General features: G+C 55.0%; 18 protein-coding genes. 12 read left to right on the top strand and 6 right to left on the bottom strand.

Going from position 1 to position 17,555, the window contains the following annotated elements; genetic code table 11:
* Positions 1 to 9 precede the first annotated feature (9 nt).
* Genes KR100_RS11430 through hpf form a run of 4 tightly spaced genes read right to left on the bottom strand, consistent with a single transcriptional unit; the run spans position 10 to position 3,452 of the window.
* Positions 10 to 1,365, bottom strand: a complete 1,356-nt coding sequence (locus KR100_RS11430) for an MFS transporter (RefSeq protein ID WP_239420325.1) — start codon at positions 1,363 to 1,365, stop codon at positions 10 to 12.
* Entirely contained in the window at positions 1,362 to 2,171 is an 810-nt protein-coding gene (recO, locus tag KR100_RS11425) for a DNA repair protein RecO (RefSeq protein ID WP_038546053.1), read from the bottom strand. The genes KR100_RS11430 and recO overlap by 4 nt, the downstream gene beginning before the upstream one ends.
* Positions 2,172 to 2,849: a deoxyribose-phosphate aldolase gene (gene deoC / locus KR100_RS11420; RefSeq protein ID WP_038546050.1), complete on the bottom strand. Its 678-nt coding sequence runs from the start codon at positions 2,847 to 2,849 to the stop codon at positions 2,172 to 2,174.
* Positions 2,850 to 2,864: 15 nt separating this feature from the next.
* On the bottom strand, positions 2,865 to 3,452 hold the full coding sequence (hpf, locus tag KR100_RS11415) for a ribosome hibernation-promoting factor, HPF/YfiA family (RefSeq protein WP_038546047.1): 588 nt from the start codon (positions 3,450 to 3,452) through the stop codon (positions 2,865 to 2,867).
* A gap of 10 nt (positions 3,453 to 3,462) precedes the next feature.
* Between hpf and lipB the strand changes: the two genes are divergently transcribed.
* From lipB to queA, 5 genes are all read left to right on the top strand, one after another.
* On the top strand, positions 3,463 to 4,164 hold the full coding sequence (lipB, locus tag KR100_RS11410) for a lipoyl(octanoyl) transferase LipB (protein ID WP_038548734.1): 702 nt from the start codon (positions 3,463 to 3,465) through the stop codon (positions 4,162 to 4,164).
* Positions 4,165 to 4,195: 31 nt separating this feature from the next.
* On the top strand, positions 4,196 to 6,145 hold the full coding sequence (locus KR100_RS11405; RefSeq protein ID WP_051847505.1) for an AMP-binding protein: 1,950 nt from the start codon (positions 4,196 to 4,198) through the stop codon (positions 6,143 to 6,145).
* A gap of 46 nt (positions 6,146 to 6,191) precedes the next feature.
* A complete protein-coding gene (locus KR100_RS11400) occupies positions 6,192 to 6,635 on the top strand; it encodes a YlqD family protein (protein ID WP_038546044.1) in 444 nt (147 codons plus the stop codon).
* A 65-nt stretch (positions 6,636 to 6,700) separates the two neighbouring features.
* On the top strand, positions 6,701 to 8,041 hold the full coding sequence (locus KR100_RS11395; RefSeq protein WP_038546041.1) for a dihydrolipoamide acetyltransferase family protein: 1,341 nt from the start codon (positions 6,701 to 6,703) through the stop codon (positions 8,039 to 8,041).
* Positions 8,042 to 8,044: 3 nt separating this feature from the next.
* The gene (gene queA / locus KR100_RS11390) at positions 8,045 to 9,145 is read left to right on the top strand and encodes a tRNA preQ1(34) S-adenosylmethionine ribosyltransferase-isomerase QueA (RefSeq protein ID WP_204207813.1); all 1,101 of its coding nucleotides are present in this window, start codon (positions 8,045 to 8,047) and stop codon (positions 9,143 to 9,145) included.
* Here the strand turns inward: queA and KR100_RS11385 are convergent.
* Positions 9,130 to 9,693 (bottom strand): carbonic anhydrase, encoded by a 564-nt coding sequence (locus KR100_RS11385; protein ID WP_162176529.1) that lies wholly within the window; start codon positions 9,691 to 9,693, stop codon positions 9,130 to 9,132. The genes queA and KR100_RS11385 overlap by 16 nt on opposite strands.
* Before the next feature lie 64 nt (positions 9,694 to 9,757).
* On the opposite strand from KR100_RS11385, the gene KR100_RS11380 reads away from it, so the two are divergent.
* The 4 genes from KR100_RS11380 (at position 9,758) to KR100_RS16115 (ending at position 12,826) form a co-directional block, all read left to right on the top strand.
* Entirely contained in the window at positions 9,758 to 11,308 is a 1,551-nt protein-coding gene (locus KR100_RS11380) for a cation:proton antiporter (RefSeq protein WP_156098079.1), read from the top strand.
* 3 nt (positions 11,309 to 11,311) lie between these two features.
* Complete coding sequence (locus KR100_RS11375; RefSeq protein ID WP_071839903.1) at positions 11,312 to 11,974, top strand: DUF1345 domain-containing protein; 663 nt, start codon at positions 11,312 to 11,314, stop codon at positions 11,972 to 11,974.
* Between the two features lie 105 nt (positions 11,975 to 12,079).
* Positions 12,080 to 12,391 (top strand): hypothetical protein, encoded by a 312-nt coding sequence (locus KR100_RS11370; protein WP_038546033.1) that lies wholly within the window; start codon positions 12,080 to 12,082, stop codon positions 12,389 to 12,391.
* A 42-nt stretch (positions 12,392 to 12,433) separates the two neighbouring features.
* The gene (locus KR100_RS16115) at positions 12,434 to 12,826 is read left to right on the top strand and encodes a hypothetical protein (protein ID WP_156098078.1); all 393 of its coding nucleotides are present in this window, start codon (positions 12,434 to 12,436) and stop codon (positions 12,824 to 12,826) included.
* On the opposite strand, the gene KR100_RS11365 is transcribed toward KR100_RS16115, so the two are convergent.
* Positions 12,801 to 13,808, bottom strand: coding sequence for a hypothetical protein (locus tag KR100_RS11365; protein WP_038546029.1), 1,008 nt, complete (start codon positions 13,806 to 13,808; stop codon positions 12,801 to 12,803). The two genes, KR100_RS16115 and KR100_RS11365, sit on opposite strands and share 26 nt — an antisense overlap.
* A 131-nt stretch (positions 13,809 to 13,939) precedes the next feature.
* On the opposite strand from KR100_RS11365, the gene KR100_RS11360 reads away from it, so the two are divergent.
* Genes KR100_RS11360 through KR100_RS16110 form a run of 3 tightly spaced genes read left to right on the top strand, consistent with a single transcriptional unit; the run spans position 13,940 to position 17,408 of the window.
* Positions 13,940 to 14,290, top strand: coding sequence for a hypothetical protein (locus tag KR100_RS11360; protein WP_038546026.1), 351 nt, complete (start codon positions 13,940 to 13,942; stop codon positions 14,288 to 14,290).
* A 29-nt stretch (positions 14,291 to 14,319) separates the two neighbouring features.
* Positions 14,320 to 16,863, top strand: a complete 2,544-nt coding sequence (locus KR100_RS11355) for a heavy metal translocating P-type ATPase (RefSeq protein ID WP_038546023.1) — start codon at positions 14,320 to 14,322, stop codon at positions 16,861 to 16,863.
* Positions 16,864 to 16,868: 5 nt separating this feature from the next.
* Complete coding sequence (locus tag KR100_RS16110; RefSeq protein ID WP_156098077.1) at positions 16,869 to 17,408, top strand: hypothetical protein; 540 nt, start codon at positions 16,869 to 16,871, stop codon at positions 17,406 to 17,408.
* The last annotated feature ends 147 nt before the right edge of the window (positions 17,409 to 17,555 follow it).

Raw genomic sequence — 17,555 nt, 5'->3', positions numbered from 1 at the left:
ACAGGAAAGTTAGCAGCGCTTCCAGGGTCTCTCCAGCAAAGCCGCAAGACCGGCCAGGGCCGCCAGCAGTATCAGAACGGGTTCCAGCCCGATGCTGCTCACCAGAGTTCCGGCCAGCACCAGCGGCAGGCTGAGGGCGATGTTGATCAGATTGTTCTGAAGGCCGAAGACGCGGCCTCGTTCGGTTTCAGGTGTGTCCTCCTGGATGGTGGTCTGAGCCGGGATGGCCACGAGGGCCGCGCCAATGCCGAGCACCGTGCAGAGCATCAAAGTCACCAGCAGCCGTCCCTGAAGCTGGCCCAGCAGGGCCAGGCACACCGTGATGGCCGCCAGACCGCTGGCACCGAGATGGTGCCGGCTGATCTGATGCCCCAGCTGTGCTGTGAGGACCGCGCCGATCGCCATGCCGAGCCCGCTCATGGCCAGCAGGGTTCCAAACCCTGTCGGTCCCAGGCTGCCGATCGATCCCGCCAGGCTGATGGCCAGCACATACATCGCAGCCAACAGGCTGTAGAGCAGCACAAGGTTGCGCATGGCCCTGCGCACCGTGGCCCGCTTGACGAGAACCTGCAGGCCTTCACGAAGCTCTCGTCCGAGTCCGATGCTGCGCTGCGTCTGGGTTGTTTCGTTCAGTCGGATCGCGCTGAGGCTGAAAGCCGCCATGCCGTAACAGAACGGCAGCAGCAGAAATTCACCGCCGGACAAGCCGATCTTGAGGAAGGTCTGATTGAGCAATCTCAGGATCGGTTGGCCGAGTGCGAAGCCGATGATCGTGGCGGCCATGCTCGTGGCCTGATATAGGGAGTTCGCGGCCAGCAATTGGTTGCTCGGCACCAGCAGAGGGATCGCGGCTTGTTCAGCCGGCGCAAAAAACTGGGTGAGCACCGACTCCAGAAAGGTCATCAGCAACAGGGCCCAGTACCCCCAGCTGAGGCCGAGGAAAAGGGGTCCCGGCATCAGGCAGAACGGGGCGAACAGCACAAGCAGCGCCCGGATGGCGTTGGAGATCACCATCACCCGCCGTTTCGGCCACCGGTCTGCCCAGACCCCAGCCAGCATTCCCAGAAGGATGGCCGGGAGCGTGTTGGCCACGTAGATGCCCGTGGCCAGCAGGGTGATGCGCTCAGCTCTTGTCTCGATATCCATTCGAATCGCAGAGGCGATCTCCGCCAGGGCGCCATGGCTTTGCGGATCGCTGCTCACCCAGTACTGGGCGATCAAGAACACCATCAGAACGATGTAGAACTTGTCGGCCAGTTGCGAGAAGATCTGGCCGATCCAAAGCTTTCTGAAGCCATCGAGACGAATCACGGATCGCAGTCCGCGACCCCCGTCCGATGGAAGGCTGGAGTCCGTGGCGCTCAAGATCCTTCCTCGTCGCCGTCATGATCGCCCATGTCTGGCGAGAGCAAACTGTCCTTCAACATCGTCAGGGCACGGTTTCTGCATTGCAGATGGGTCTGGATCCAGATTTCGATGACCGTCAGCAGCCGCAGCCAGACGCCTCGAGGCCCCATCAGATCGCCGTTCCGTCGGCGTGGAAGATCGGCTCGGATCAGTCGCTGCAGCAGGGCGAGCTCAGAGGGATTGAGCGTCAGCCTCGCCTGCGGCTGAGAGCCGATGGCGAACCCATCCTCCGGCAGCAGGCTGCAGCGCCATTGCCATTGCCCGAGAGGTGGCTGTAGCGGAGCTCCCGTGAGACAGCAGCTCTGCAGCGGCAGGCTGTAACCCCCCAGGGTGAGCAGGTGGACGCAGGCCTGAACCGTTGATGCCAGCACCTCATCCCGGCTGAGCTCGCTTGATTCCAATCGCTCCAGGTGCAGGATCACGGTGCTGAACAATCCTGGGATCGGATCGTTATCGGCCGTGAGTCGCAGGCAGAGATCGCTGAGACCCTGCGATGCGGCCAATGTCTCCAGGCGGAGTCCCAATCTTGAGAAGCTTCGCTGGATTCGCAGTTGCCGCACGCGTGCCAGGCCACTGCGTCCGCCCACCTGCAGCTCCAGCAGGGTGAGCGGTGCTGCGGCCGCGAGACTGCTTTTGGGACGACGTGCTCCAGGAACCGCCAGCCGGGTGATGCCCTCGACATCGCTCAGCAAGGTGAGCAGGCGGTCATGGTCTCCCAGCGGACCCACCTTCAGGACCAGGCCTTCCAGACGTCGTTCGCCCACTTAACCGGCAGGTCGTCTCAACGCCTGAAGCAGCTGCGGGGCGCTGCTCGTCCCGAGCAGGGAGGCTCCGGCTTCCACCAGGTCGATCGCCAGGCCCGGCGTATGGATGCCGCCGGCAGCTTTGACGGCACAGCGGCCACGAGCGAGGCCAAGCAGCTGTTGCACCTGGGTTGTGCTGGTGGCAGGCCCGAAGCCGTTACTGGTTTGCAGACCGGCGACACCGGCATCGATCGCTGCGTCCACCGCCAGCGTGATCAGGTCTTCGCTGAGCCGGACCATATCCAGCACCACCCGTACCGGGAGTCCCAGTTCGCAAATACCAGCGATTTCTTCAGCGAAGGCACCGGAGTTTTGATTGATCAGGGCCGTGAAATCGGGAACCATGTCTAGCTCTTCAGCCCCCCGTGCCGCAGCCCATTCCGCTTCCATCTGCTTGAGCTCGCCTGGCAATGAGCCGAAAGGGAAGCCAACCACCGCCACCAGGCGTGGTCCTCCGGTTTTTCCAAGCCTTTCCCGCACGGGTTCCAGCAGACGCAGGGTGGTGCAGATGGCGCGCACGTTCTCCTGCCGGCCGGCATCACAGGCGGTGAACAGCTCCTCTTGCGTGAGCAGAGGGTCGAGAATGGCCTGATCCATCAACGGAGGCAGATCCGGCAGCTCCGTGGTCGACTCGGCCATTGCTGTCTGGAATCCTCAGGCCCTGGCCTGGATCACACCGTATCCGCCGTGATTGCGGTGATAAATCACCTGAAGCTCATTGCTGTCGCGTTCCCTGAACAGGTAGAAGTCGTGATCGATCAGATCCAGCTGCCGGCGCGCCTCGTCGAGGCTCATCGGGGGCATTGAGAAGTACTTGCGACGAACCCCTGGGTTGGGCAGTTCTGCCTCCCGGCCCTCGAGCAGTGATTCGTCCACCTGGCTCTCGGCACTGACGGCCTCGGTCCCCGGCGTGATGCTGGCCCGATGGCCATGGCTGTGGTGGTGATCACTGTGACGATCCTTCCAACGACGCAGCTGACGGCAGAGCTTTCCAGCGGCCAGATCGATGCTGGCGTAAAGATTCTCACTGCGTTCCTGGGCCCGGATCACGGTCCCGTTGGCGAACACCGTGACCTCAGCCGTCTGCTGCGGTACCCGCGGGTTCCTGGCCACGGACAGGTGGACATCCGCCTCTCGCACCACATCGCCGAAATGATGCACGGCCCGCTCCAGCTTGGTCTGGGTGTACGTCCTGAGGGCCGGCGTGATCTCAAGGTTGCGACCATGGATCAGCAACTTCATGCCTTGCTCCTTGCCGGTTGTTAACAGCAAGCTAGATCCGGTCGGCGCATCGGCACACCCAGACGGCGCTTTTTGTTTCGAGCCGCCGGATCCGGTGCCCTATGACATCGCCTGGGAGGACCAACATCGCTGGCAGGAGCGTCTGTTGGCTGATCCCACGGCACCGGAGGCGGTCTGGATCCTGCAGCACCGCCCCTGCTACACCCTCGGTCGAGGGGCCAGTCTGGAGCACCTGCATTTCGATGTAGCGCGGCCTCCGCATCCGCTGCACCACATCGATCGAGGCGGGGAGGTGACCCACCATCTGCCTGGTCAGATCGTGGTCTATCCCGTGTTGGATCTGCAGCGCCGCACGCCCGATCTGCATGTCCACCTGCGCGGGCTTGAGCAGGTGCTGATCGATGTGCTGGCAGAACTGGGTCTGCGGGGTGAACGCCAGGAGGGATTGACCGGCCTGTGGCTGGACGGCCGCAAGGTCGGTGCGATTGGAATCGGTTGTCGTCGCTGGATCACTCTGCATGGGTTGTCCCTGAATGTGGACTGTGATCTCAGCGGGTTCAACGCGATCACGGCCTGCGGGCTGGAGGGACGAGAGGTGGGGCGTTTGTCGGATTGGATCCCTGGATTAACAACAGATCAGGTGCAGCCCTTGATCCGCGATGCCCTCGCCGATCAATTTCGTCTTGTCTGGCAGGGGTCGCCTGGATCGTGATAGGCCTGACTGAGAGCTCAAGGATCCGCTGATGAGTGTGCAACCTGCAGGAGTTGCCAAGGTCGGCTGGACCGCGACCGAGCGCGAGCAGCTTGGGCTTCTAGGTCACAGCCATGTCGATGGGTTGACTCGGATTGATGCGGTCTGGCCCTGGCTGGCAGACCACCACGGCAAGCTCATGGCTGTGGATGCTCCCCATGCCGCCCATCCGGAATGTTTCAGCTTCGGCGAACTGGCACAGAGGATTTCTGAGGCGGCGGTTGGGTTTCGAAACCAAGGGATCGAGCCGGGCGATGTCGTCGCCCTCTTCGCTGAAAACAGTCCCCGCTGGCTGGTGGCGGATCAGGGGCTGATGCGAGCCGGCGCAGCCGATGCGGTGCGCGGGGCGTCCGCGCCGGTGGACGAGCTGCGCTACATCCTCGAAGACTGCGGTGCCACAGCTCTGATCGTGCAGAACGCCGATCTCTGGCGTCGTCTGCAGCTCGATCCAGAACAGCTCGGTCGACTCCGATTCGTCCTGCAGCTGGAAGGTGACCCTGTGGACGACCTTCTGAGTTGGGACGACCTGCTGCGTTCAGCGCAGGGAAGCGCAGAGCTGGAGCCGCAGGGTGATGCGGAGGCCGTTGCCACCGTTCTGTACACATCCGGGACCACTGGCCAGCCCAAAGGGGTTCCGCTCACTCACGGCAACCTGTTGCACCAGATGCGCTCCCTGGCCTCTGTGGCGTTCCCGGAGCCCGGGTCTCCCGTGCTGAGCGTGTTGCCGATCTGGCACGCCTATGAGCGAAGCGCCAGCTATTACTTCCTGTCCTGCGCCTGCTCGCAGACCTACACCACGATCAAACAGCTCAAGAAGGACCTGCCGCGCGTTCGTCCGATTGCCATGGCAACCGTCCCAAGGCTTTGGGAGGCAGTTCAGGCGGGTTTTGAGGATGTCCTGAAGACCTTCCCGCCCTCGCGACAGCGCCTCCTGAGGGCGGCCCTGGCCAACAGTGCCGCTCACTGCCTCGCCAAGCGTCAGGCCTGGAACCTGATGCTCGAGCCCGCCTCCGCTGCAGACCGTCTGCTGAGCGCGCTGACTGCAGGGCTGCGCTGGCCTCTGCACGCTCTCGCCTCCTCTCTGATCTGGCCAAAGCTGCGCCGCCAGTTGAGCGGAGGCCAGTTGCGCTATCCGATCAGTGGTGGCGGGGCCATTGCGCCCCACATCGACGCCTTCTTTGAAGCGGTGGGGATTGAACTTCTTGTGGGATATGGCCTGACGGAAACAAGCCCTGTGGTGAGTTGCCGCCGGCCGTGGCGCAACATCCGCGGCAGTTCCGGTTTGCCGATGCCCGAGACGGAGTTCCGCATCGTTGAGCCTGAATCGGGGGAGGCGCTGGGATTCCGTCAGCGCGGGCGTGTGTTGGTGAGGGGCCCTCAGGTGATGAAGGGATACCTGGGCAAGCCGGAGGCCACGGCCAAGGTGCTCGATGCGGATGGCTGGTTCGACACAGGGGACCTGGGCATGCTTCTCCCGGATGGCTCACTGGCCCTGACCGGTCGTGCCAAGGACACCATCGTTCTGAGCAGTGGCGAGAACATTGAGCCTGGGCCGCTGGAGGAAGCGCTTGTCGCCAGCCCGTTGATCGAGCAGGTGATGCTGGTTGGACAGGATGAGCGCCAACTCGGAGCGCTGCTGGTCCCGAGGCCGGAGATGATCAGGCCCTGGGCGCAGGAGAACAACCTTTCGGTTGCCAATGATCTCGGGGGATTCCCCGGCGATCCAGTGCTTCTCAAACTGCTGATGCGGGAATGCAATCAACTGCTGAAGCATCGCAGAGGAGCCCGGGGTGATGAACGGTTGGCAGGTGTTGTGCTGGTGGCTCCCTTCAGCATCGAGAACGGACTGCTGACCCAGACCCTCAAGCAACGCCGTGATCGGATCACATCCCGGGACTCCCGCCTGATCGAAATCCTCTATGGGAGAGGAAACCGTGATTGACCTCTGCGCCCGCGGCTGAGACGCTTGCGGCAATTCCTTTAATCACATGTCCGACGGCACCACCCTGACGATTAAGCGTCCAATCACCGTCCGCGCCGTGGTGACACCCACCTGGAAGGAGGAAGCCGAACGAGAGATCAGCAACAGCATTGCCGGGCTCGATCAGCAGCTGTCCCAGCTGGAGCAGGAGGGCCAGCAGGTGGTGGATGAAGTCCGCCGTCAGAGTGCCAATCCCCTCGATCCCAGGGTTCAGGACCAGGTGGCTCAGATTCAGCAGCAGGTGGCCGCCAAGCGCGCCGAGCTTGAGGAGCAAAAACGCACCTACCTGCAGCAGCAGTCCCAGGTTCGCGAGCTTGAGATGGATCAGATCGTTGAGCAGGGCCAGCTGGAGAGCACCTGTGAGCTCAAGGTCGGCGACAACCTGGTCGAGAAGATGCAGGTTGCCATCGTGGTGCGGGACGGCGTCGTGCAATCGGTTGAAGGCGCCTGATCCTGAGCGTTCACTGGCATCAGCCGGCTCGTACACTCCCCTGATCTGCCCACCCGGAGACGGTTTTGGCGACCTTCGACATCTTCATGCCAGCCCTCAGCTCGACGATGACGGAGGGAAAGATCGTCGAGTGGCTGAAGCAACCGGGCGACAAGGTCGGACGTGGTGAATCGGTGTTGGTTGTTGAGTCCGATAAGGCTGATATGGACGTGGAGTCGTTCCAGGATGGTTTTCTGGCCGCTGTCCTCATGCCTGCGGGCAGCACGGCGCCTGTCGGCGAAACCATCGGCCTGATTGTTGAAACAGAAGCGGAGATCGCTGAGGCCAAGGCCAAAGCACCGACCTCCTCCGCACCGGTTTCCGCCGCAGTTGAGGCACAGCCAGCGCCAGCTGCTCCGGCAGCTCCGGCTCCTGTGGTGGCAGCACCGGCAGCCACTCCGGCACCCGCGCCTGCCCCACCGGCACCAGCCCCGGCGGCTCCTGTGGTGAACGACGGCCGCATCGTGGCCAGCCCCCGCGCCAGGAAGCTCGCCTCCCAGATGGGTGTGGATCTGGCCACCGTTCGCGGCAGCGGACCCCATGGCCGCATTCAGGCGGACGACGTGGAGCGGGCCAGCGGTCAGCCGATCTCCGTGCCTCGGGTGGCAGAGGGTTCAGCACCGGCAGCCAACGGCCAGGGCGCAGCAGCGCCTGCGGCCGCGGCTGCACCGGCTGGCAACAGCTTTGGGCGTCCGGGCGAGACCGTTGCGTTCAACACCCTCCAGGGAGCGGTGAACCGGAACATGGAAGCCAGTCTGGCGGTGCCCTGTTTCAGGGTCGGATACACGATCACCACCGACAAGCTCGATCGCTTTTACAAACAGGTGAAGCCGAAGGGCGTCACGATGACGGCTCTGCTGGCCAAGGCAGTGGCCGTCACTCTGGCCCGTCATCCCCAGGTGAACGCCGCCACAACGCCAGCTGGGATGGCCTACCCCGCAGAGGTGAATGTGGCGGTTGCTGTCGCTATGGAGGATGGCGGTCTGATTACACCGGTGCTGCGTCAAGCCGATCGCACGGATCTCTATGAGATGTCACGCCAGTGGAAGGATCTGGTCAAGCGATCCCGCAGCAAACAGCTGCAGCCAGAGGAATACAGCACAGGCACCTTCACCCTCTCCAACCTCGGCATGTTCGGGGTTGATCGCTTTGATGCGATTCTTCCGCCAGGCACGGGAGCCATTCTTGCCGTTGCGGCTTCACGTTCCACCGTTGTGGCAGGAGCGGATGGATCGATTGCCGTGAAGCGACAGATGCAGGTCAATCTCACCGCAGACCATCGAGTGATTTATGGCGCTGATGGCGCAGCCTTCCTCAAGGATCTGGCCGAGCTCATAGAACTCCGACCAGAGAGTCTGGCTCTCTGAACCCTGGTGCCCGATTCCAGGGATCTGCTGCTCAGCAGTTACGACTACGCACTGCCAGCAGCCTTCATCGCCCAGGCTCCGATGGAGCCGCGCCATGACGCTGGCTTGTTGATGGTTCCAGCAGTCGGAGCAACAACGTCGGCTGCCCGCCATGGTCGGGTCTGGGATCTTCTGGAGGAACTTCAGGCGGGCGATCTGCTTGTGGTCAACGACACACGAGTGTTGAAGGCGCGCCTTCAAGTGCGCCGCGCTGGTGGCGGTCGGTCCGAGCTGCTCGTTCTCGAGCCCCGTGAAAACGGCCAGTGGTTGTGTCTGGCTCGACCGGCCAAACGGATGCGACCTGGTGATGTGCTCACCATCGACGGAACATCGATTGATCTGACTGTGATGGCAGTGGATCCTGCCAGCGGCGGGCGGTTGGTTCAGTTCCCGAGTGACTGTCGCGATGCTGCAACGATCGAGACCTTGCTGAATCAATACGGTGAAGTCCCCTTACCGCCCTACATCGATCGGCACGATCCAGCGGATGCTGATCGCTATCAAACCCGCTACGCCGAACGTCCTGGCGCCGTGGCAGCACCCACGGCAGGACTGCATTTCAGTGATGAGCTGCTGGCGGCACTGCAGCGCAAGGGGATCCAACTGGCGCGGATCACGCTGCATGTGGGGCTCGGGACCTTCCGGCCGCTGGAACGTGAGGATCTCAGCAACCTTGCGCTTCATAGCGAATGGGTGGAGGTCAGTGCAGATGTGATTGAGGCGATTCGCGCCTGCACGGGGCGAGTGATTGCTGTTGGCACCACCAGCGTGCGGGCTCTCGAGGGCGCGGCTCAGGCCCATGGAGGTGTGTTGGGCAGCTTTTGTGGTCCCGTGAATCTGGTGATCAAACCGGGCTACCGATTTCGCGTGATTCAGGGGCTGATCACCAATTTCCACCTACCTAGGAGTTCATTGCTGTTGCTTGTCAGTGCTCTGATTGGACGTCAGACACTGCTGAAGCTTTATCAGGAGGCCATTGATCGGAACTATCGCTTTTTCTCGTACGGAGATGCGATGTGGATTGCTCCGGAGTCTGTGCTCCCTTCCGCTCAAGCGTCGCCGTAAAGCGGATCAAGCCATGTGATGGAGAGTGGATCGATATGCAGAAAAGCGGGTTGAACAATCAGTGCTTTCCTGCTGACGGCATCACGGATGATCTCGCTGCTTTGAACGAGTGCCTCTGCAGTGATCCTCGAATGAGCGATGCAGGCTTGTTCGTAGGTGTTGAGATCGTCAGTTCTGAAACCGTGGTTGTTCAATCCTGATTTGATGTCGGACACCAATTCGCTGAGCGACGGGGAAAAGCTCTGGCCTGTGAGGTAGGCGGCTTTCACGGCACCACAGCCCTGATGGCTCATCACAAGGAGAACTCGGATGCCCAGGTCTGCAACGGCATATTCAATCGAGCCTGCGGATCCGAAGGTGTTCGTGTTTCCTGCATTGCGGATCACAAACAAGTCCCCGAAACCAGCATCAAAAATCACCTCGACAGGAACCCGGGAATCGGAGCAGGCCAGAACAGCAACCTGGGGGTGTTGTCCGCCGGCGAGTTGGTGGCGGCGTGCTTCGGTTGCGTGAGGATGAGCCGATCGTCCATCAAGGAATCTCTGCAACCCGACCTTTAATTCGACAACGATGTCCTCAGGTGAGATTTTCTGCCCTCCTGAATCGATATAAGTGGAACCGGATGTCAATCCCATAAATGCATTCGCTTTAACTATTTATTTCAATAATAATCAGCATTGGACACCTGGGAAAATGTCAGCATTTCCTCACCTGCGGTATTGGAATTCTGTTGTCTTAGACAGAATTAATCAACGATCTGGTTATTCAGTGTTCAGTACGACTTCGTTGTATTTTTTCGCATCTGAAAACAATATTCCTGATGTCTTAGAAAATTCTTCAAGAGATATTCCTTCTCTGGAGATTTCATTTCAGACCACACTTGTCGCGTTTGCCCTGCTTCTAATCGTTAGCATATTTTGCGATAAATTTGGAATAAAATTAAGTATCCCCGGCTCAATATTTCTATTTTTTCTTGGATTATTCATCAATATAGAAAATTTCACATTCGAGACAATCCCCCTTGAGCAGGTTCACGTCATCGCATTGTGTGTGCTGCTCTTTTTTAGTGGTCTAACATCAGACCGCTTGCTCCTAAAGAGAAGTAATTTGTTGTTTAGTTCAATGCAGTTAGCACTTTTTGGTACAGCGTTTAGCATGTTGTTCTGGTTGGTATATGTCAGATTCGGCTTGGGACTATTTCAGAGGTTCGGTTATGCGGAGGGTGTCGAGAATGGAGTTCTTACACTAATTACAGTCGTCATTATCTATTCATTGTCTGTTAGTGATTGGAATTCATTTTCTTTCGTTGCAAGAAAAGTAAAAAAGTTTCAAACTGTGCTGACCAATGTTTTCAAAGTTGAAACAGCTATTTCAGCTGCAATTTCAGTTGCTGTAGCGGAGATCCTTGTGCTTTTGTGGCTTCAAATTAATCCTGAATATACAACAACGAATTCACTTGTGTTATTACAAGATATTTTCAAGGGCATTCTTCTAGGCGTTGTTTGCGGAATGATCCTTGGCTATTTGTTGAATCTTGTCATTCGACATTTTGTAACTTCAAAGCCTCAACTGGTTCTTGTGGCATTTGGTTTTACGATACTTGGTTATGCATTTTCAGACTTGTCTTTGCGTCACGGGGGATATCTCTGTGCGCTCGTCATGGGGATTGTGACGTCTCTGTCGTACAGAAGTTCATCAACTGAAGATGAAATCGAGTTTCTGAGTGAGGAGTTGGAATCTTTGAATATTGCTTGTGAAGCGATCCTCTTTTTTGCCATAGGTCTTGGTTTAGATGCTAAATCGTTCTTGATTGATTTCCCTGTTGCTATTTATGTCTGGCTTGGAGTCATCGCCATTCGACCGGTTTGCGTTCGGCTTTTTCTCCGTAGCGAAACGATCGCTACTGATGAGAAAAGAGTTTTGTCCTCTTGGAGTCCTAAGGGCGCTGTTTCAATGGCTTTGGTTGTGCAAGCTCCAGTACTGTTGGAAGAAATGTTTCAGATCAATTTAATAGAATTAGCGCCTCTACAAGCCTATCAACTCATGGCAAATTCTGTGTGCGGCGCGGTCATTATTTCAATGTTGGTGAAGTCTGTCTTTATACCTAAGTTACATGAACGGATTTCAGCTAATTCAAAATTGGTTGCAGACCCTCTAGCTTAAACGATGCATCCCCGCTTTCTTTCCGATCGATTTCGTTTGATCCGTTCCTCGCTTGTCGGAATTGTCAGCACGTTGATCTTGATTCAGTTGGTGACTTTGAAAGAGGCCTTCACGATTTCCATCACGATGGCATTGGTCTGGGATCTGTTGACGCTTTATCTCAAGACTTGGACACTTTCCATGCATGAAACACGTCAAGTCTTTGCGCGTTGGCAATCAGTTGAATCCTATGTCGCATTACGCACAGTGGCTCTTGTTTTTATGAGTGTGGGACTGCTTTGTTTCTGCATCAATGATCTGCACGATAAGAAAAATATATTGCCGGATTATGTTCAAATTTTCTTGACATTTATCTCGTTGTTCCTTGCGTGGTTGCAATTACACAACGGCTTCGCAATTTATTATGCAAAGAGTTATTTTGAGCAAAATCCCCGTGCTTTGGAAGCCAACGAAGCCCAACAGGCATTTGTCTTTCAGGGTTCAGAACCTAGCTTTAGCGATTTTCTCTACGTGGCCTACTCCATAGGCTTGACTTACTCAATGACCGACTGCAGCGTTGAAGATTCTGCGATTCGTCGTGTTGTGATCATTCATTGCATCGCGGCCTTTTTGTTTGCTTCGACGGTCCTGTCGATCATTCTTTCGTTGGTGACTCAGGTCAGTTGAGTCGGCAATCGATGTGCTGAGATGCGCGAATCGGCTCATTGTTATCACAGGCACTTCACAAAAGCTCAAAAGGTCTCTAGATTTCACAGATCATGTTGAATTCCCATGTTTGAGCTGGAGTACCTCATTGCTTTCGGCATCGGTGCCGGTCTGGTCGCTCTGACGCCGATCGCTGCTTCCGTTGCAGGAAAAGAGAGTGGTGTGACCAAAACCATCTCTGGCGCTGGACGTGGTCTAACAAAGCAAAGTCTCAAGGTGGGACTTGTGATCGGCTCCAAGTTTTCAGGTGTTTTCTCCGGGATGAAATCTGGCTTGAGTGAAATTGGAGAGAGCTTTGGCGACATTCTCGCTGAGGCTAAGGCTGATCTCGCCGAGCCAAAAGCTGCTGTCAAACCAGCAACGTCCTCTAAATCTTGACCATTGGTTGAAATTCGGCACGTCTTGCCCGGGCGTGTGAGATTGAAGTTTCGTACGAAACTTTCTATAAAAACGCAGCAGTGTTTAAAAGCTTCTTTTGAATATTGTTTTCCAGAATACCTTTTCAGATATACGACAGGTCAATTCGGAGTTGTCATTACCTCATATCGACCGTTTGAAGAATTAGATGCAGCTAATTTAAGAGATTGGATTGATTGTTTTGTCGTTGAATCGATTGCTGTTGGACCTCAATTGCCACCAACACGACTAGAACAATTCAATCGTCGGGCTCGCCATATCACGGCCCAATCAATGATTGTTCTTGCCATTCTTGGTTGGATTCTCCCGATTCTGCCGGGAACACCTTTTTTTCTGCTTGCCTGGGCCTTGGGTTGGCGACCACCTGGATCTAAGCATTCTGTTCCAACTGATTGAAACGGAGTGTGAGCCAGCCAAGATGCATTTGCCCTTTTTGGCAGGTTTGTGTTTTTAAAGAATCAGTTAGATGCAGTGCGCGCTTTTGGCCAAGATAAAATAAAAAAACTACTTCCCCAATTTGTTTGATCACAAGATCTTTTTTGCTTACTCCAGGAAGAAAAATTGAAATTGATTGTTGAGATTCGTTTAATACGAAATTGGCTTTCGTCGAAATCTCCAAACGATTAAGTGTCATCTCGTTTAGATTGTCGATGGATGTTGTTGTCATCATGGATGCATCTAACTCCTCATTCAATTGAGCCATCACCTCGATATCAAGATCGCTCAGAATTAAAGCGCTTGGAGTAACAGCGTGCATGCCACATACGCTTAAACGTCGATTTAAGCTGGATTGGTTTTGATGATCCCCATCAAGAACCAAATAAAAACGGTGTATTTTTCGATCATTCGTGAGTGCTTGAAGGGTCTCAAAATTCTGTCTCCATTGTGGTGTCAGTCTCAATTGTTGAGACGTTGGTAGCTTGATTCGGAGGAAAGTTTCTACTGCAGATAGTGATTTTCTAGTGTTATCCCACCAATTAAGTAACGGTTCCAGAAGATTTTCGATCAACAATGGACCCTGTTGCGCCATTCCAAGTAGCTGGATGGCATGATTCGGATGCGGTAAGACAACAACCATATCTTCATCTTGATCGATTGTCGTGAGTTTTTGGCAGATAAAAATTAGTCGAGATATGTCTTCAAGACCTGGTAATTCTGGAAGCTCTGGAGATTGCTTCTTGCTGATGTCGAGGAGATCCCACCACTCTTTGGCATGGGGACTTAATTCATTCCAAAGATCTTCAAGGGTCTGATTATGATCAAATTGTATCCATTCATACTCTTTGTAATGGGTTGCCAGGTCGTCGAAATTTCCCCTGGCATCGAGCAAAGCCGTCCTTGAGTTGATGACGTTTGACTGGATCAGTTTGTCGATCAAAGAATGTAGTGTCCGACACCTATCGCTGCTGAGGAATCGGATCACGGCTGTCGGCAGGCTGGTGCATTTTTGGAAATCAACATATCAAATCACAAAAATCAGAGTAAAGTTGCGTGAACGATTAAGGCCCCATGTTCGAGTTTGAGATGGTTATCGCCTTTGGTGCCGGAGCCGCGCTAATGGCGATGGCTCCAGTTGTCCGCAAATTGGGGAATCAGGAATTAGGGGATTCGATGGGTCAGGCTGGTCGAAGCATGGCAAAAAGTGGAGTCAAAGTTGGAATTGTCGCAGCCAGTGCAGCTGGCAAAGTAGCTCGAGGTGTTGCAAAGAGCGCCGCAGAAGCAGCAGAATCCTTCGTAGATCTTGTTGAAGAGGCAAAAACTGAATCGTCTTCTGAAGATGTCGTCGAGAAAGAAGTAACCAAAAATGGTTCACCTAAAAAGTCGAAAGCAGCAACGATTACTGACGTCACCGTTGAATAATCCTTCTTTAACTCACCCAAATTTTCATTATGGCTGCTTCTTTCCAAGTCGACAAAACGATCGGATTTGATGTGATCGATGGATCTGGTGGACCAGAAGACCAAGCAGGTTCGCCAAGACTTCCACGCTTCATCGATCGTATTATGCATGCTTCAACAAAGCGGCTGCGATTCAGCGTTTCTCCGGGATTAAGTGATCCGGATAATTTCGAAAGGCACCTGAAAACTCTTAGTGAAGTTGAATCCGTTCGTTTCAATCGCTGGGCCTGTTGTTTTGTTGTTGTGTTTGCAAACCGACGTAAGGTTGATGTTTTGCAGTGGTTGAATTCTCTCCCGCAGAATAGTGGTGATATACCGCTGATTCCATTCGTGGAAACACCAACAACGGCTATTGAATCCTCACAATCTATGGATGAGGATGATGAGAAATTTGTACCTACTCGCATCATTTTGCCAGTCTGCTCTCTGGCTTTAGCAGTGCTATCTGGACCGCTCGCACTACCACCTCTGGCCGTTGGTGGTTTCATCATCGTTTCGGCTCACTTAAGTTTCAAAAGGGCTTGGGACGGCCTGAAAAAAGAAAGGAAAATCAATGTTGATTTCCTTGATGCATTGGCTGTTCTTCTCCACAGCCTTGAAGGGTTCCTCCTGGGGCCCGCGATGATGATCACGATGATCGAAGGTGGTGAGGCTGTTCGTGATGCCACGCAGCGAATCGCTCATTCGTCCAACACGGATCTGGTCTCAAGTCTTCAATCCGACGTTCGTCTGCTCACCGACGACGGTGAAGTGATTGTGTCGAGTTTTGATTTGACGGCAGGAGATCGGGTTGTTTTCTTGCCTGGAGACAAAATACCCATTGATGGTGTCATCGAATCCGGAGAAGCTTCGCTAGATGTTGTTAAGCTTACGGGTGAATCTGTCCCTCGACATTCAGGCCCTGGCGACGAAATCTTAGCTGGATTTATTGTGCTTGAGGGAAATATCATTGTCGAAACATTCGCGGTTGGCGATGACACCCGTGTGGGTCAAATCACTAAAATGATCGAAGAGGCTCCGGTTTTCGATACACGTGTCGGAAATTTCGCAGCCAGTGTTGCGAATCGATTTGTCATGCCGACGTTGGCTCTGGCAGGCCTCTCTCTGCTGCTGAGTGCAGGAAATATCGCTCAGGCCGCATCACTGCTGATGTTTGATCTTGGTACGGGTCTCAGGGTTTCCGTTCCAACGGCCATCATGGCTGCTTTAACGAGGGCAGGAAGCCAAGGATTGTTGATCAGAAGTGGTCGTGCTCTTGAGCAGCTTGAAACAATTGATGTGGTTGTTTTTGATAAAACCGGAACGTTGACCGAGGGCCATCCGTCGATTGTTCATGTTTCTGTTTTCGACGACTCCGGTGCTCTAATTCCATCACCGACGTCTAAACAGGTTCATGAACGTCTTCAACTTTCAACATCACTTGAACAGGGGCTGAATCATCCAATCGCCAAGGCCATCCGTGACTATGCGGAAGAGGCTGAAGTGTCTGTGATCGAATGCGAAAGCTGGGACTACCGGGTGGGACGCGGTGTTTGTGCCCAGGTCAATGGTCAGACAGTCCTCTTGGGCAACTCCAAGTTGCTCGAGGAAGAACGTGTCGAGATTCCTTCATTTGAAAGTGATCCCAAGCTTCGCGTTGCAACGCCCATCTATCTCTCAGTGAATGGACGACTGGCCTCGATCCACTACGCCCTTGATCAAGTTCGCCCGGACACTGCGGACATGATTGCTGAGTTGCACCGCCGCGGCATCGAAGCGCACATGTTGACCGGAGACATTGCTCCTGTTGCTCATGCTGTTGCCAAAGACATCGGACTGAAGCCTGAGGAAGTTCACTCCGATGCCCTTCCCGATCAAAAAGCGGAGCTGGTCCAGCACTTCACCGCTCAGGGAAAAAAGGTCGTGTTTGTCGGCGACGGCATCAACGATTCCGCAGCCCTCGCCTATGCCGATGTTTCGGTGTCCTTTGCATCGGGAAGCGACCTGGCACGCGAAACTGCAGATATCGTTCTAACCAACGACCGGGTTTCGGATCTGATCGTTGCTCAGGACCTGGCACGACATACGTTCTCTTTGGTCAAGCAGAACATCGGCATCGTTGGTGTCCCCAACCTGTCGGCATTGGTGATTGGTACCTTCCTTCCAGTCAGCCCCATTGCCGCAGTTTTTCTCAACAATGGATCATGTTTGGTCGCAGCGGCCAATGCCATTCGAGCACTCGGTTTCCAGGCCAAGGAGCTTCCCACGAGAAGCTCAGTGTCACCTGAAGTGTCCCCATCGGCAGAGTCAGACACGGCGGTTGATGTGCCGGCTGAGTCGCTTGTGAATCAGGTGGTTCCTTTGAATCAACCTCGCGGTTCTTCCCTCCCTCTGAAGTTGACGGAACTCTCAGAACGCGTTGGAGTGAGCTATCAGAAGATTTCAGCTCGTCGTCGCCGTGACGATTTCAGCTCCTGGATTGCTGAGCATGACCCAGATGGTTTCCAGTGGACATACTGCAAAGACAGCAATCTCTACAACGTGATGGCGGCCTGATTCCAATGGGTGCTTCGCTGAATCTGATCCATGCCACCAGGCATCGCTGGCGGTATCGAATCTTTTGTGGCGACAACATGGATTGGCGGCGCTTCTCAAGCGACCTCAACCAGGCATTTCCTTCTTCTATGTGGTCCTTCCGTTTGAACCAGGCGGCGAGCTCATTGGTGGTTGTTTGCAAGGCCGATGCGCAGCCCCAACCGCAATCAGATTTATCGCAACTGGTCTGGCTTCGAGTTCGTGCGCAACTGAGTCATCAAGGAATTGATGTTCCGGAAATTCCCCTCTCTCCAACAGAAATCGTTGAACCCACGACGGTTGAACGTTTACGGTTGCGTTGGTTCAGCAGCCCTGCACGATGGTTTGTTAACGGTTTGTCGTTGTCGTTATCGCTCTCAGCACTCTTAACATCTTTAGCGATATTTGTTATCGGTTTTGTCGGGTTGTTTTTGCCGCTTTCACCCGGTTTTTGGCTTTTGATGTTGGCAAGTTTTATTTTTGATCTGGCGATCAATCTTCGGCGACCTTTTGTTGAGGTGGCCTGATCGTGACGATTGCCACTCATCAGCGGTCGGACTCTTGGGAGATCAGAAGTGAGATTGATGGTCGTCTGAGAATTTACCATCCAGGATTGTCAAGTTCACTTGGCTTGCGTCGGCATTGCGCGTCCGTTCTGCACAGGACTCACTGGT

Source organism: Synechococcus sp. KORDI-100 (genome assembly GCF_000737535.1).
Lineage (GTDB): Bacteria > Cyanobacteriota > Cyanobacteriia > PCC-6307 > Cyanobiaceae > Parasynechococcus.
Note: the sequence above shows the minus strand (reverse complement) of the source record. Positions and strands in the feature narration are given on the sequence as shown.